The sequence below is a fragment of the Mycoplasma phocoenae genome (assembly GCF_012934855.1).
Lineage (GTDB): Bacteria > Bacillota_I > Bacilli_A > Mycoplasmatales > Metamycoplasmataceae > Metamycoplasma > Metamycoplasma phocoenae.
Genome location: NZ_CP051481.1, coordinates 613,899 through 628,340 on the forward strand (window position 1 = coordinate 613,899; position 14,442 = coordinate 628,340).

11 protein-coding genes are annotated in these 14,442 nt (G+C 26.7%); all 11 read left to right on the forward strand.

Annotated elements, in window-relative coordinates; all coding sequences use genetic code 4:
• The first annotated feature begins 25 nt into the window (after positions 1-25).
• The 11 genes from HGG69_RS02660 (at position 26) to dnaX (ending at position 14,433) form a co-directional block, all read left to right on the forward strand.
• Complete coding sequence (locus tag HGG69_RS02660) at positions 26-826, forward strand: hypothetical protein (protein WP_169605240.1); 801 nt, start codon at positions 26-28, stop codon at positions 824-826.
• A 148-nt stretch (positions 827-974) separates the two neighbouring features.
• A complete protein-coding gene (locus tag HGG69_RS02665; protein ID WP_169605241.1) occupies positions 975-2,687 on the forward strand; it encodes a hypothetical protein in 1,713 nt (570 codons plus the stop codon).
• Positions 2,687-3,826 carry a tRNA uracil 4-sulfurtransferase ThiI gene (gene thiI, locus HGG69_RS02670; protein ID WP_169605242.1) on the forward strand — a complete coding sequence of 380 codons (1,140 nt, stop codon included), beginning with the start codon at positions 2,687-2,689 and terminating at the stop codon, positions 3,824-3,826. The genes HGG69_RS02665 and thiI overlap by 1 nt, the downstream gene beginning before the upstream one ends.
• Before the next feature lie 84 nt (positions 3,827-3,910).
• Positions 3,911-6,877, forward strand: a complete 2,967-nt coding sequence (dnaE, locus tag HGG69_RS02675) for a DNA polymerase III subunit alpha (RefSeq protein WP_169605243.1) — start codon at positions 3,911-3,913, stop codon at positions 6,875-6,877.
• A gap of 3 nt (positions 6,878-6,880) precedes the next feature.
• Complete coding sequence (locus tag HGG69_RS02680) at positions 6,881-7,756, forward strand: 5'-3' exonuclease (protein ID WP_169605244.1); 876 nt, start codon at positions 6,881-6,883, stop codon at positions 7,754-7,756.
• Positions 7,756-8,307, forward strand: a complete 552-nt coding sequence (coaE, locus tag HGG69_RS02685; RefSeq protein ID WP_169605245.1) for a dephospho-CoA kinase — start codon at positions 7,756-7,758, stop codon at positions 8,305-8,307. The genes HGG69_RS02680 and coaE overlap by 1 nt, the downstream gene beginning before the upstream one ends.
• 52 nt (positions 8,308-8,359) lie before the next feature.
• On the forward strand, positions 8,360-9,271 hold the full coding sequence (locus HGG69_RS02690; RefSeq protein ID WP_169605246.1) for a DnaD domain protein: 912 nt from the start codon (positions 8,360-8,362) through the stop codon (positions 9,269-9,271).
• On the forward strand, positions 9,264-10,151 hold the full coding sequence (locus tag HGG69_RS02695) for a hypothetical protein (protein WP_169605247.1): 888 nt from the start codon (positions 9,264-9,266) through the stop codon (positions 10,149-10,151). The genes HGG69_RS02690 and HGG69_RS02695 overlap by 8 nt, the downstream gene beginning before the upstream one ends.
• A gap of 111 nt (positions 10,152-10,262) precedes the next feature.
• Entirely contained in the window at positions 10,263-11,267 is a 1,005-nt protein-coding gene (gene gap, locus HGG69_RS02700) for a type I glyceraldehyde-3-phosphate dehydrogenase (RefSeq protein WP_169605248.1), read from the forward strand.
• Positions 11,268-11,315: 48 nt separating this feature from the next.
• The gene (locus HGG69_RS02705; RefSeq protein WP_169605249.1) at positions 11,316-12,269 is read left to right on the forward strand and encodes a TMEM164 family acyltransferase; all 954 of its coding nucleotides are present in this window, start codon (positions 11,316-11,318) and stop codon (positions 12,267-12,269) included.
• A 70-nt stretch (positions 12,270-12,339) separates the two neighbouring features.
• Positions 12,340-14,433 (forward strand): DNA polymerase III subunit gamma/tau, encoded by a 2,094-nt coding sequence (dnaX, locus tag HGG69_RS02710; RefSeq protein WP_169605250.1) that lies wholly within the window; start codon positions 12,340-12,342, stop codon positions 14,431-14,433.
• The last annotated feature ends 9 nt before the right edge of the window (positions 14,434-14,442 follow it).

The window sequence follows — 14,442 nt, forward strand, 5'->3', positions numbered from 1 at the left end:
GACATAAAAAAAATCTAGTCAAGAAATGAGAGCTATGATTCAATTCTATTACTCAGATAATGGTTGATGAGGAAGAAGTGCAATCAAAAACTTTATAGTTCGTGATATGATAAAACTTTTTGAAAACGTATCAGATGAATTAACTCCAGAAAATATACAGTTGTTAGAACGAGCTAAAGAGGCAGTAAGAAAAACTTCTATTAAGAGACAAACAAAAGTTATTAGAGCGATTTATGCTTTAACTAATGTGCAAGGTATAGCGAATACAACTTCATCAGTGTGAATTAAAAATGAAAACGCTAACGTTGCAGATTATCCATTTTTAAATGATCCAAGCACAATTTATGACAAAGTTTGAAAAAATGTTCACATAATAAAAAGAATTAAACAAGAAGTTAAAATGCTGAATGATGCTTATACTAAATTACATATTTTAGGTGAAAAAGTGTTTAACTGAAAATGATACTATGTGCCAAAAGTTTTACCAAAAGATCAATGAGATGATATATCAGAAGAAAACGCCGGTTACATTACACCTACAGAGTATGGGATGCCCACAAGAAGTAATGGAGATGGTGATTGATTAGACCAATCTCAAAATGAAAACGCATTCAATTTCTTATTAGTTACTGAAGAAGATGCTAAAAACCCTGAAATCGGACCTTTAGGACTTGGAAAACTAGGTACTAGAGAATTCAAAATAGGTTTCTACGAAAGAGAACCACAATATTTAAATTTTGAAAAATCAAAAGAGCAAAGACCAAAACAACCTAAATTTGTATTGGAAAATTTAGGAACTGACGAAAAACCTGAATTAATATATTAATAGTAATCTAAAAATAGAACAAAATAATGTTCTATTTTTATTTATTTTTTTTATATTAAACATGAAAAAGTTAAATCATTTAATTTATATAAGTTATTTAATTACATAAATGTTAAAAAAATGTTTCAACACAAAATATAATTTTAATATGCAAGAAAATAAAACATTGATTTGAATATTGCTAATACTTATATTGGTATTTATTTTCTTATTTTTTTCAATAATTTTTATTTTTAATTATTTTAGAAATTGAGCTTTAAAAAACATTGAGCAACAAATTAAAAACTTGAATTTATTTGAAACAGAAGCTAAAAAAATTAATATACGTTTTGAAACCCTGGCAGATGCTAATAAAGATCTAAAAGAAAAGAGTAATCATTGTTCTAATTTATATACTAATTTCAGTAATAAATTAGATAGTATTCGTCGTAAAGCTGGTTTATTAAAAAACAAAACATTTTTTTGTTTTAAACAAGTAAAAACCTTAGATAAAATTAAAAGGTTCCCAGAATTATTAAAAATAATAAAAGAATTAAAAACTTCTATTAAGCGAAACAAAAAAGAATACAAAAAAATATTGTGCTTTTCTAACACAAATTTAAAATTTAGTGATTTGTTATCTACTAGACACACGGAATTAGTCGGAGTGTTTCAATCTATTAGGGAAAAATATAGAACGAATATTGAAAAATACAATTGATGTCAATTGGAATTGAAGCAAAATATAGATATATACAAAAAAATAAACACTCATTTTAGTACTGGCGAATATTTAAATAATATTATTGAAGCAAGCGACAAAATAAAACAACTGGAAACTGTCCTAAACAATATATTGTACTTAATAGGCGAAGCAACAAATATATACTATTTTGTAAATAACAAAATGGAACATATATATAAAAGACAATCGATATTAAACAACAACAAAGATATATACGAAAATTTTATTAAAGTTAAGAATATAAACGAAATGTTTTCAGAATTTAAACAAATTCATAAAGAATTGAGATACCAAACAAATAGCAACAATTTTATTGAAAACCAAAATCTTATTAAAGATAACATCAATATATTGGTAGAAAAAGCAGTGTTAATGGTTCACTTAATTTCTACTGAGGAAAATAAATTTAAAATGTTTTCTAATTTTGAAAAACATAAAAATGAAATTTTATCTTTAATAAAAATGTTAAACAACAAATTTTATGAATTAAATAAAGATTATTCTTTTTACCAAAAAAACAATTATCTAACTGGCATACCAGATCAACAGTTTAAAGAAATTAAAACTTTGATGTCACATGATTACATTAAGTTATTTGAAAACATATTAAATGATTCTCAAATGTGTTACACTGATAAAGATTTTGCTGTAAAAAAATTAGTTAAAAGAGTTAAACTAATATTACACAAAATTATTTCACTGAAAGGAGAATTTAATCCGTATAATGATTTAGTCGATAAAATGAATTATTCTGAATTTGCGTTATATAAATTATTGAATGAAATAGAATATTGAAAAATAAATACAAATTTTATCGAAAGAAAACATATAAAAGAGTTGTTAATTTTTAAATCCACTATAATTCATAAACATGAATCTAACTCGTATGAATTTAACAATTTTAAAGAGGATGTGGAAAAATTTTCAATTATTGTTGAAACGCTAAAAAATTCTATTGGACTAAAAATAGAGGCCAAGAAAATTCATGAGATTTTTTTAATATATATGAACCCTTTTCGTCATAATGATGAGAAAATAGATCACTTGTTAAAAACTACTCAAGGCATGATTCAAGAAAACAAAGAATTGCTTGCAATCAGATTAATTAATGATTTTATTGAAAAAGGAGTAAATTAATGAATCAAAAAATACTATTACGTTATGGTGAATTAACCTTAAAAGGTAAAAACAAAATAAACTTCATTAAAAAATTACATAAAAACTTAGAAGCAAAAATGATTGGTGAAGTTATAACAACACACGACAGAGCTTATTTAGAGTACAATGAAAAAAATATAGAACAACTAAACTTTATTTTTGGATTATCTAGCTATTCAATAGTTTATGAAACCGAAGCAAATATGGACAAAATATCTGAATTAATTTTAAAAGTTGCTAAAAGTGAAAAATTTAAAACTTTTAAAGTCGACACAAAAAGAAGCAATAAAAACTTTCCTTTAACAAGTCAAGAAATCAGTATGAAACTAGGAAGTTATATTTTGAAAAATATTGAAAACATTTCAGTGCAAATGATAAAACCGGATGTAACTTTTTTTGTCGAAATTAGAAATAATGTAGCTTATGTTTTTGGATCTTATATTTATACAAGAGGGGGTATGCCCGTCGGTGTTACAGGTAAAACATTACATTTAATGTCAGGTGGTATAGATTCACCGGTAGCAGCTAATTTAATGCAAAAAAGAGGATTAATTGTTGATTACTTAAATTTTATTACTCCGCCACATACAGACTTTTTGACAACACAAAAAGTAGATGCGTTAATACAACAAATAACTAAGTATCAACTACATTCAAGACTTTTTCAAATTAATTACACAAAAGTTATGAACTACATTTCTTTAACATCTAATCAAAAATATAAAATAACTTTAATGAGACGAAGTTTTTACAGAATAGCTGATAAAATAGCTAAAAAGTATCATTACGAATCTTTATCTAACGGTGAAAATTTAGCACAAGTTGCTAGTCAAACATTAGAAAGTATCAATGTTATTCAACAAGTAACTAATATGCCGATCTTTAGACCATTAATTAGTTTTGATAAATTAGAAACAATTAAAATTGCAGAACAAATAGGAACATACGATATTTCAATTCAGAAAGCATGTGAAACATGTGAGTTATTTGCTCCAAAAGAACCAACAACCAAGCCTTCTATTGATGAAGTATTAAAACTAGAAGCCGAATTACCAAGATTAGAAGAATTGGAAAATGAAGCCATTGAAAAATTAGAAATTAAAAAATTCAATAGTTAATATTAATGAATTTAAAAATCTGCTTGCCAGATTTTTTATTAACTGTTTTACAAGTTATTTAGAACTCTAAAATATAATTAAATCATGAAATTAATAAACTTACACACTAACACAACATTATCTTTTTTAGAATCTACAATTGATTTAGAAGAGCTAATCAAATTAGCTGAATTAAATGAATGTGAATATTTAGCAATTACTGAAAAAGGTAATATGTTTTCTTTCGCAAGGTTTGCTATACTTGCAAAAGAAAAAAATATTAAAACTATTTTTGGATTACAATTCAATTTAAGAATCAAGGATAAATCATATCAATTTTTAGCTTACGCACAAAATAATAAAACACTGAAAACTTTGTTTGATTTCAATTTTTTACATTCCAAACAAGGGTTTGTGACGACTGAAGATTTAACACAGTTTAATGATTTGGTTTTTATCGATCACCCTACCGAAGGATATTATGCCTTAACTGATTCATATATTGAAAATTTAAACTATTATATTGGTTTATGTCAGTATAAACTAGATTCAGATGAATTAAAAATTAATTTAAATGACAAACGATTTTTATTTATTAATGAATGAAAGGCGAATGACGAATTTGATTTAAAGACATTAAACATGTTATACTGAATAAAAAATCAATCAGCAGGTACGTTATCTTACATAGAATCAATAAATTTCGACATAAACACAAATGTTAAATTTATTGAAGAATTAATAAGTAGAACTAATGATTTAGCCAAATCATTAGCTTTTGAAATATCATTTGATCATTTTAAAATGCCCGTGTTTCCTAATAATGAAAACATTGACAGTTTCCAATATTTAAAAAAACAATTATTGAAAAATATTCCAAATAAATTACAGCATATTGCTGATCAACAAAAATACATGGACCGGCTAAAATATGAATTAAACATTATTAAAGAATTAGGCTTTGAAGATTATTTTTTAATCATTTGAGATTTTATAAAATGAGCAAAAACAAATAACATAAGCATAGGGCCGGGTCGTGGATCTGCTGCCGGGTCATTGGTAAGTTATATATTGGATATCACTCAAATAGATCCAATTGAATATAATTTATTATTCGAACGTTTCTTAAATCCAAAAAGAGTGTCACTGCCGGATATCGATATTGATGTGCAAGATGATAAAAGAGGTGAATTGATTCAATACTTAGTAAATAAATACGGCTTTAATAACGTTGCGACAATAGTAACGTTTTCAACATTAGGTACTAAATCAGCAATGCGCGATTCAGCAAGAGCTATGAATATACCAATACCAACGATTGATTCATTAGCACAGAAAATACCGAATAGTGAAATGTCTTTAAATGAAGTATATGAAAATAACACATCATTTCAAAACGCCATTAATAATTATCAATTAAATGAAAATGGGGAAAATGTTTTAAAAACAGCTTTTGAAGAAGCGTGTAAAATTCAAGGTTTCTATCGTCAAAGTGGGACGCATGCTGCAGGGATAATTATCAGTGAAGAAAACATAATTAATAAAAGTCCGGTAATGATTGCAAATGACGGTTTACAAACACAAATGACAATGGATTACTTAGAAAAGTTTGGTTTATTAAAAATAGATATTTTAGGTTTGAAAACTTTATCAATAATTAGCGAAATAGTTGATTTAATAAAAAAACATGAACCTGAATTCAATATTGACTCAATACCGATGAATGATGAAAAAACATTCAATCTTTTAACTTTGGGTAAAACAGCCGGTATATTCCAATTAGAATCACCGGGAATGATTAAAACACTAAGAAAAGTGCGTGTCGATAATTTTAATGATATCGTTGCTATTATTTCATTATTTAGACCAGGACCCATGCAATACATAACTACTTATTCGGAAAGAAAAAACGGAAATGAACCAGTGGCAAAAATAGCTCCCATATACGATGAAATTCTTAAATCAACATATGGAATAATGATTTATCAAGAACAAATTCTAGAAGTTGTACAAAAGATTTCTAAAATGGATTACGCGCAAGCTGATTTATTAAGAAGAGCAATTAGTAAGAAAAAAATTGAACAATTTTCTCAATTCAAAAATGTTTTTATAGAAATGTCAAAAAATAATGGTTATACTGAAAATGTTATTGAAAAAATATTTAATGATATTGAAAAATTTGCAGAATATGGTTTCAATAAATCTCATGCTGTAAGTTATGCCACTATAACCTACCGTATGGCTTATTTAAAAAGACATTATCCGCTACAGTTCTACTCAGCTATTATTTCTTCAAGCATTAACAGTTCTGAAAATATGAATCGTTACGTAAACGAGGCAAAAGAATTAGGAATTGAAATTGTCAGCCCATTGATTGAAATTAGTTCTGATCACTCAGTAATTAAAGATGGTAAAATCTATTTACCACTAAACATGATCAAGGGACTGGGTAAGGTCGGTGTAAATAATATCATCACTGAAAGAAATGACAATGGGGAATTTCAAAACTTGATTGAAACAATATTACGTTTAAGAGCAGCTAATATCGGTGAAGCGGCAATAAAAATTTTAATTAAAGCAAGTACATTTAGATCATATGGTAATCAAAAAACATTATTGAAAGCTCTCGAAAATGGTAGTAGATTAATGTTAGAAATTGAAAATGCATTCAACAATAAAGATAAAACAGTCGACTGAAATGCTATTAATTACGAAGTGCCAATTGAAAAATTAGCTTATGATTATGAATTTGAATCAGCTAATGAGTACCAATACTTAGGTAATATATATAATTCTTCATTAACTAAGCAATATGAAGGGGAAGTTAAACTAATAAATATTCATCCCGGTACTGAACATGTGATTGTCGTTTATTTAAATGAAGCAGTCGTAAAAATATCAAAATTCAATAAGCCATTCACATCAGTGACGATATCAGATTCTTCAGCAACAATACGCTTAAATATTTGAAAAGATAGTGATATTAAAAACTCTGTAGGTAAATTAATTAAAGCAACATTACTTAAAAAAACGGATGGTTATTTTATGATCAAGGATTGAAAGGAAATCTAGAAAATGAAAAAAAGAATTTTAATTATTGATGGGACATACTTAGTTTGTCGTTCTTATTTTGGTACGCTATATTCTTCTTTAAAGTTAGAGAACTCCAAGGGAGAAGCTACTAATGCTATAGTCGGATTCTTCAATACTTTTTTTAAATTATTAAGAGATTATAATCCTTACCAAGTATTCTTTTGCTTTGACTGTCAGGGTAAAACATTTCGTCACCAAATGTACAGTGACTATAAAGCACAAAGAGATAAAGCACCAGAAGATTTTTATCACCAGTTTTTAGCAATTAAACAAGTTATAAAAGATTTAAATTTTTACAGTTTGGAAAATCCCGAATTTGAAGCCGATGACATAATCGCTAGTTTAGCCTTAAAAGCAAAAGAAAATCACGACGTATTAATTTATTCAGCAGATGGTGATTTAAACCAGTTAATTGATGACAATATCACTTTATTAAAACCAAAAGTGAAACAAATAGTTGAAGTAACTAAAGAAAATTTTAAAGATTTTTTTGAAATAATGCCTGATCAAATTGTAGATTACAAAGCAATGATTGGAGATAGTAGCGATAACTTCAAGGGAATAAAAGGTATTGGTCCTAAAACTGCAACTAAATTATTATTAAAATATAAAACTCTTGACAATATTTTTCAAAATATTAATGATTTAGATGAAAAAACGAAAAATAAATTTATTTTATATAAGGATGATGTATTAAGAGATAAGATACTCTCACAATTGAGGTATGATGTCCCGATTGAATCCTTTGACATTTTAGACACTAAAATGAAAATTATTATTTCAGAACCAGCTTTTGAAATAATTGAAAAATATGAATTATGAAAAATTCTTAGCATTTTAAGAAAATTGGAATATTAATGATCGCTATAATTGGCAAAAGCGGTGTCGGCAAAACAACCTTTTTAAAAAAATTAGAAAAACATGGTTTTAAAGTGCTAATCGCAGATGAATTTGTTAATGAATTGTACAAAAAGGGGAATTTAGGATACAAAAAAATTAAACATACGCTAGGTGAAAAATATGTGGATGAAAACGGCGTCAACAAAAAAGCACTTAAGGAAAGCATTAATTTAAATTTAGACTTTATAAACGAGGTTGAAGAGTTGATTTTCCCCATCATAGAAAACCATTTAAAAATAACAAATTATGACTTTGTTGAAATGTCAAATATATTTAGTAAAAATGCAAATTTTTTACCGTATTTTAGCAAAATAATTCAGATATCAATACCGGAAGAAAATCGTGTTAAAAATTTAAAAAAAAGAAATGTCAATAACTATGATAAAAACATAATTGATGCTTTAAATAAGGGATTTTTTACAAATGACATAGTAAATATCTCGTCAGAAAATGTTGAGGAAAAAATATTTTTCAAAATGTTTTTCAAAATAGTGTTCGGACTTCATTAAAATGTAAATATACAAATCAAAAATATTCGCAAATTAATGGATAGGAGCACGTATGAAATACTCAAATTTTTATATCGAAAAAAACACTTTTATTGATAATAAGGATTTAGAGGTTGTACGTGCTTTTTATATGCCGATTATTGGTAATTTAGCAGTAAGTTTTTACCATAGTTTACTTGATGAATTAAATTTTTCTGCTAACGCACGCGATATATTTATATTAAAAGACTTTGAAAAACTACTTTTCACAACAAATAAAGAACTAATTGAGGCTAAAAATAAACTGGAGGCAGTTGGTTTAATTAAATTTTTCGAATCAGACCTATTTAGAAATTCCATTATTACAATTTGTAAACCATTGAATTGCGAACAATACAAAAATTCAATTCTAGCTAAACAATTAATAAATAAAATTGGTGAAGAGCGCTATGAAAAATTAATTTATACTAGCGGAGTGTATGCTTTTGATAAATCTGAATATACAAATTCTTCAAAAAAAGTTACTTCTTTGTTTAAATACGAAAGCGACACGTTTGAAATGCCTAATAAAATTAATGAAAAAATTTCAAATACAATGACAATTCAAACTAAAGAAGACTGAATTAAAAATGCTCAACCAAGTGAATTTATTAAATATTTAACAAATTTAGAAGCAACGGCCACTCATTTACATATGATTCAAAAAATGAAAAAAATGGGATTCGGTAATGGTCAGATAAATCAATTTATCAATTATTCAGTAGTTATAAATGGAAATATTGTTAGTGCATATATTGAAAAAATTGCAAATTCTTTTGCACAAAAGCAAATATTTTATTTCGAAGAAATTCAAAAAGAATTACAAGCTATTTCAGCTTATAAAGAAGCCCAAAAAAATAAACAAAATGATAAAGTTTACACAATGCAAAATGAAAGTTTCAATGAATTTTTAGAAAGATACGGTTTGGTAGGTTGAGATGAATAACAATAAACCACAATCAATCAACGAATTATTAAATTCCAATAACACAATTGAAAAATTGAAATTCAAAATTATCAATGAACCCCACGTTTGTCAATTAATAAAAAACTTGAATTTAAACGATCGTCAAATCGACAAAAATTTGAATATTTTGCATCAATATTATGCATATGTTATTGAAAACAATAAAGAACCTGACTGAAAAATATATCTTGATCAATATGGGTTTTTATCAATTGATCACTCAAATGAAAAATGATTTGAATTAGCGAAAAAAAGAAACAATATTTGAATGACCAACATAACACAAATTGACTATGATTTTCAACGTTTTTTCGCTGGTGAATATTCATACTCAATGGTTATGAATAAAATTTACAAATCCTTTGCTAACTCAATGGAGCAATACGCAGGTGTTCAAAACGATATTGCTAAAATACAGAAAAAAAACGATTGCATAAACTTATATTTAATTGATGCTTCAATGAATTACTCATACGTAGTTTTCAAATATTTAGCATTTACATTAATAAACAATAATAAGACAGTGGCAATATTAGATATTGATGACATATATAGAGAAGTATCCAGAAACTATGACTCCGGTTCTTCCATACTTAAGTTAATGGAGCAAGTTGATTACTTATTTATAATTAACATTGGTTTATCATCTAAACCCGAATGATTTATGCAACAATATTTAATAAAAATTTTAAACATAAGATATAGAAGAAATAAACCAACATTTTTATCTTCTACAGAAGATATAAGAACTGGCAAGCATGAACAATTAATTTCTTCTAAATACAACTTAACTAAAAAATTTTTAAAATCTGAAATTATATTAGTAAATTTCATTGAATCAAATTTTAAAATTTATTAAAACTGTTTGAAAGCAGTTTTTTATTTTCCGTATTTTAAATTGTATATACATTTATGTATTAAAATTTATATACACTATTAGTAGTAAATTAAGATTTTTTAAGGAGATAATATGACAAAAAAAAGAATAGCAATTAATGGATTTGGAAGAATTGGGAGACTTGTTTTTAGAGAAATATTTAATGATGAGTCATTAGAAGTTGTTGCAATTAACGATTTAACTGACGCCAAAGTTTTGGCTCACTTATTAAAATATGATACAGCTCATAAACAATTTAAACATAACATTGAATGTGAGGGTGAACATTTAATAGTTGACGGTAAATCAATTAAAATATTTGCAAAAAGAGATCCATTAGAATTACCTTGAAAAGATTTAAATATTGATATAGTTATTGAAGGTACGGGACACTTTGTTACTGAAGAAGGCGCTTCATTACATTTACAAGCAGGAGCTAAAAAGGTTTTAATCACAGCTCCAGCAAAAGGTAAAAATAATATAAAAACAGTAGTTTACTCAGTAAATGAAAACATTTTAACAGCTGAAGACAAAATTGTTTCAGCAGCTTCATGTACAACAAATTGTTTAGCTCCTGTTGCTAACGCAATAAACAAAGAATTCGGAATTAAAAAGGGTGTAATGACAACCGTGCATGCTTACACTGCTGACCAAAACATTCAAGATGCTCCGCATAGAGATTTAAGAAGAGCTCGTGCAGCGGGACAAAACATGGTACCAACCACAACTGGCGCAGCTAAAGCGATTGGTAAGGTTATTCCAGCATTAGCGGGGAAATTGGACGGAGTGGCATTGCGTGTGCCTGTCATTACTGGTTCAGTCGTTGATTTAACTATTGAATTAGAATCACAACCAAGTATCGATGAATTGAATAAAGCAGTTAAAAAATACGAATCAGATTCATTACTATTTTGTGAAGATCCAATAGTATCAAGTGATATCATTTCAGAAACACATGGTTCAATATTTGATTCATTATTAACAACATTTATTGAAGTTGAAGGTAAAAGATTATACAAAGTATATGCATGATATGATAACGAACAAAGTTTCGTATCACAATTTGTAAGAACTTTAAAACATATGTCAAATTTATAATTTAGTCGGTTTTACCGACTTTTATTTTTTTTTATATAAAATGAAATTATGAAAACCCTTCTAAGCAACAATATAAATGATTTAACACATCGAGAAAACTACGGTTTTTTTGCTTGATTTGGCGGCTACAGTTCTTTCGACGAGTCGCGCTGATTATTTATTACATTGTTTGTAGTATTTTTTTTACTATTATTTAGTTTTATTTTATTTAGAAAACCAATAGTTAAAAAGTATCAATTGTGTGAAAAAATTTTATATATGAATAAAGCGACTTTTTGAAAAGTTTCAGGATTTATCGCATTGATGTTTGTTTTATTTAGATGCTTGTTTCTATTTATGACGGATTGGCCAGCTAAATGGGAATCAATACCATTACATTTTTGCAGATTATGTATTATTGCAATTTCAGTATTAATGTTACTTAATAAGTTACATCTAATAAAATATGTATTTTTCTTTTGTTTATTAGGCGGCACATTAGCTGTTTTGTTCTGTGATTTAAACAACAATCCAATATTTCAAAATCAAAACCAAGGCTACCCTATACACTACGGTTGAGACTCATATATTTTTTGAGATTACGTTTTAGCGCATTTCTATGTTTTTGCAGGATCAATAATTCCTTTTATATTGACTCAAGAAAAAATATCAAAAAAAGATTTTTTGAAAATACAAGCGATATTTACGTCTATGATAATATTTTTCTTTATTTTAAATTATTTAACAACGTTTTTACCAAATAAAAAATGATGGGCAAACTGATTTTATTTAGGAATTTCAGAAGTTAACACGTTGCAAGACATATTCCCGCCGTTAACAAAATGGCCAATAACATTCATTACTGGTTCAGTAATATCACTTATAGGTTTTATTCCATTCATATTAATGTATTGATTAGTTTCAATGTTTGGCGTAGAAAAAAATGATAATAACAAATATGTGTTTAAAATTTACCGCGAAAATTCATTTACTTATTTTAAACAATCAAAATTTTTAAATTAGTCTAACTCTTTGAGTTAGCTTCTTTTTTTATTTAAGTTGTTGTGGTAAAATGTAATAAATTAGGAGAGTTATGTCGGAAAAATCATATAAAGCATTATATCGTCAATATCGCCCTTCGTTATTTAGTGAAGTGAAAGGCCAAGACCATATCATTAAAACTTTAGAAAATATTATTGTTAATCAAAAAATATCACATGCATATTTATTCAGCGGACCGAGAGGTACTGGTAAAACATCAGTAGCTAAAATTTTTGCTAACGTATTGAACTGTGAACACAAAATTGATTTTGATCCTTGTTTTGATTGCATTAATAAAGGAGAAAGAAATCTGGACATTTGGGAAATCGATGCAGCATCAAACACTGGAATTGATGATATAAGAAATTTAAAAGAAAATATCAAACACTTACCTACTGGGTCTAAGTATAAAATATACATAATTGATGAAGTTCATATGTTGTCCAAGGCAGCTTGAAATGCCTTGTTAAAAACAATTGAAGAGCCGCCTAAACACGTAATATTCATTTTAGCAACTACTGATCCACAAAAAATTCCCGTAACTGTCTTGAGTCGTGTTCAAAGATTCAATTTCAAAAGAATAACACCCAATATCATTCAACAGCAATTAGAGTATGTCTATAGTGAAGAGGGTATTGATTTTGAAACAAAAGCTTTGGAATTGATAGCTATTTTGAGTAACGGTGCAATGCGTGATGCTTTGAGTATGGCTGATCAAATATCTATATATGCAGCTAATAGAAAAGTTCAAAAAGTAGATGTTGAAAAAATGTTTGGATTAGTTTCTAACACATCTTTAATTAAATTAATCAATTTAGTCAAAGAAAAAGACATTAATGAAATTTTGAATAAAATTCATGAATTAATTGAAAATGGTGCAGATATAGAAAAAATGGTTTTATCATGTATTAATATATTAACCGATTATTTAGTTTATAAAAAAACTAAAAACACTGCACTTCTTAATAACACTGACATAGACGAATTAAGTAAACTAAAAGTTAATACCATAATTGCATACGAGTATTTAGATTTATTTATTTCGATTCTAAAAGATTTACGTTATTCAGATATACCACAACAAACATTGGAGTTGGGTTTATTAAAATTAGTTTCAACGAAAGATGATTCTGATATTGATGAAAATTGTAGTTTGGAAAACCAACAAGAGAGTGGACTAGTAAAAACTGTTACAGAACAACCTAAATCGGAATTACACATGGACGTTACTGAAACAAAAGATACTTCTTTATTTACTGGAGAATTTACAACGAATCAAAATACTGATGATGTTAATGAATTAATTAATCAAAGAACTGAAGCGGATAGAAATAAATTAAACGAAATGTTTGATGATGATGACATATTTAATACATACATCGGTAACGCAAATAAAGCAAATGAAAATATTATCGATACAAAGCCAAAATCTAATCATCCATTACTTGATGATATAAAAGTCAATGAATTAATTGAAAACACTAGGGAATTTTCAATACATCAAAATGATATCACTAGCGAATTCAGCGTAGTGGAAGGTGATATTTTAAATCAGGATGATCAATATGATCCATTCGCTATTGATGTACATCAAACTGAAATAACAGTGGCTGAAGATATATTCAGCGATGAACATATAGAAAAAATTAATGAAATTAAACAACAAAATTTAGAAATAAGCGATATATTGAATTTATTCTTAAATGCACTCAAATCTAAAAAAACAAATAATAAAAATTATCAAACTGAATATCAAGCAATTATCAGTGCAATAAAAGATAATATTACTGATAAACAAAATCAAAAATTTATTAAATTATTTCACAATATCAAAATGATAATAAATACTGAAAGTTTTATAGTGTTCTCCACATCATTTGAAGAGACGTTACAAATTTTTAACGAATTTAAACAAACAGCTGAATTCAGACAATTCATTAAAAAATACTTTGGTAGAGATATTTGTATATTTGTTATTCTTGCCGAAAAAATTAAAGCAGCTAGAGAATATTGAAAACAAAATGAAGCTGAAGTATCAAATATGAAAATTGTTCCCGTAACATGTAAATACACAACCACTGAAAAAGAAGAACAATTACACAAAGATAACTTGGAAATCTTTGGTGATTTATACAAAATAAATTAAATAAATTAG